The following is a 2,200-nucleotide window of genomic DNA, read 5'->3' on the forward strand; positions in this document are numbered from 1 at the left end:
CGATGCTCACGATCCGTGAAATCCGCATTGTGAAGTGCGGATTTCGTTGGGTGCACCGCGCAGATGTGCGTGAACCCGAGGAAGTCGAACGTCTTCGGGCGGCGTTGCCCCGGCGCGAGAGGCGCTCGGCCGCGTACCGTCCAAATTCAGAATCCGGGTCTTCTCCTCATTTAGCGAAAGACCGAACTCCGCTATTCGCTCACGCAGGGCGTCGAGAAGGCGTAGGACCTCGGTTTTATTTCGAAGCCCATAAGACTGCCGCCGGCATAGCTGCCGCTGCTTCTCCACTCGTGGGTCCAGAGGTCGAAGACGTGATGCACATTCATATTTACGAAGAGCGGCGGGAGCACCGCCCGTTGCCGCGTACTTACTCGTGCTACGGGCTTCGATGTGAATTTTCATTGCACGCAAGGAACTCGCAACTGACGGCATTTCTGATTCTAGAGTGGCCAAGTTCAGAAACATGGCGAAGAAGCCCGCGCACTACATCGCACAGGCGAATCGAAAAAGATTCGGGATTAGCGGGATGAAGGAGATCGTCACGTGACAACGCCAGCGGTCAGCCGCTTGCGTATCAAATCAATCGCAAGAGCCGGAGGTCTGACGGAAGATGAGTTCCTGCCCGCCGCCGTGCATTGCCCGTCAGTAGCGGATCCGGCGCTGCAAGGAAGGCGCCGCGCTTTGGCAGGGGAGCGGAGCTGGTCGGCGACGCAGCGCCATTACGCCCGCGCGTCCTCGGCATCGTCCTGGGTGCACACCGTGGCGATGAAGGCGGAGACGAGGCGCCGTGCGCTCTTGCCGGCACGTGCCAGCGCATTGCGCATGAAGTGGACGCGGCAGCGCTAGTGGCGTTGAGAACTTCGCCGACCGTGGCCGTGATCCCTCATGAGTATCGGAGACGACGAGCCCGTAGCCCCGCAGGCCGCGGCGGACGAGCTTGCGCAGGAGCGCGGCCCAGAACGTCTCGGCTTCGGATGGGCCGACGTCAATGCCGAGCGCCTCACGCCGGCCGTCGCTGTTAACTCGACGCGATGGTCACCGCGACCGAGACGATGCGCCCCTGCTGACGCAGCTTCACGTACGTGGCCGATCCACAGATAGGGCCGATCGCCCTAGAGCGGGCGGTTGAGGAAGGCCTTCACGTTGTCGCCGATCTCACTGCACATGCCGCGCCGGTCATGCCTTCGACCACCAGCGCCATCAGCCGGAGGCCGAGTGTGTTCCCTAGTCACGAAGGCAGCATGAGCATCGTCGTTATGCGAGACGATGCCGCTCCGTCGGGGTCGATGGCCGCATCACGCATGGAAGGCAATCATCGGAACATGAGAGGCCCGATCGGGTCCACTGGATTGGTCTCCAGTGGGGGACAGCGGCGAGGCACTGCCAGAGCCGCGGTCCGAGCTGAGGTCGGGAGTCGGACTGGTCCATAGTACCTGTGAAGTCGTCGAAGGAAACGAGACGTATGGAGGGAAGGGGCCAGCCCGAGGGGAGCCCGCGCGAGAAGGCCAGGGTCCGGACACAGAGCCGGGTTGCCTTGCCGCCGAACCTCGATCGGGTGAACGCGGCGGCCAAGCGGGCTGCCCAAACCCGGTTCACGGCCTTGCTGCACCACATCGACGAGGACGCTCTGCTTCGGGCGTTTCGACGACAAAAGCGGCAGGCCAGCGCGGGGGTCGATGGGGTAACGATGGCGAAGTACGAAGAGGGGCTCACGGATAACATCCGCGACCTCTGCGGACGGGTCCACACTGGTCGCTACCGGCCACAGCCGGTGCGGCGAGTCTACATCCCCAAAGCCGATGGCGGTAAGCGGCCTCTCGGTGTGCCGGCGCTCGAGGACAAGATCGTCCAAAGCGCGGTGGCCGAGGTGTTGAGCGCCGTCTATGAGGCCGACTTCCTTGGGTTCTCCTACGGCTTCCGGCCGGGGCGGAATCCTCATATGGCGCTTGATGCCTTGCATACGGCGATCATGAGCCAGCGTGTGAACTGGGTGCTCGATGCCGACATACGCAGCTTCTTCGACTCGGTCGACCACGAGTGGCTGTTGCGGATGGTGGCGCACAGGATCGCCGATCCTCGCATCCTACGGCTCCTCGAGCTGTGGCTGCGGGCCGGTGTTCTTGAGAGCGGCGAGAAGCGAGAGACGGACAGGGGCACGCCGCAAGGGGCAGGCATGGCTCCCTGAACGCAAAAGATAACT

At 63.2% G+C, this 2,200-nt stretch carries 1 protein-coding gene and 1 pseudogene; one reads left to right on the forward strand and one right to left on the reverse strand.

The window, feature by feature from the left end; translation table 11 throughout:
* Positions 1-722: 722 nt before the first annotated feature.
* Positions 723-1,163: pseudogene (locus tag IC50_RS38010) on the reverse strand (transposase); the annotation flags it as partial.
* Positions 1,164-1,534: 371 nt separating this feature from the next.
* On the opposite strand from IC50_RS38010, the gene IC50_RS38015 reads away from it, so the two are divergent.
* The gene (locus tag IC50_RS38015) at positions 1,535-2,185 is read left to right on the forward strand and encodes a reverse transcriptase domain-containing protein (RefSeq protein WP_232208764.1); all 651 of its coding nucleotides are present in this window, start codon (positions 1,535-1,537) and stop codon (positions 2,183-2,185) included.
* The last annotated feature ends 15 nt before the right edge of the window (positions 2,186-2,200 follow it).

It is taken from the genome of Bradyrhizobium genomosp. I (2014), from assembly GCF_000261685.1.
In the GTDB taxonomy this organism is placed as follows: domain Bacteria; phylum Pseudomonadota; class Alphaproteobacteria; order Rhizobiales; family Xanthobacteraceae; genus Bradyrhizobium.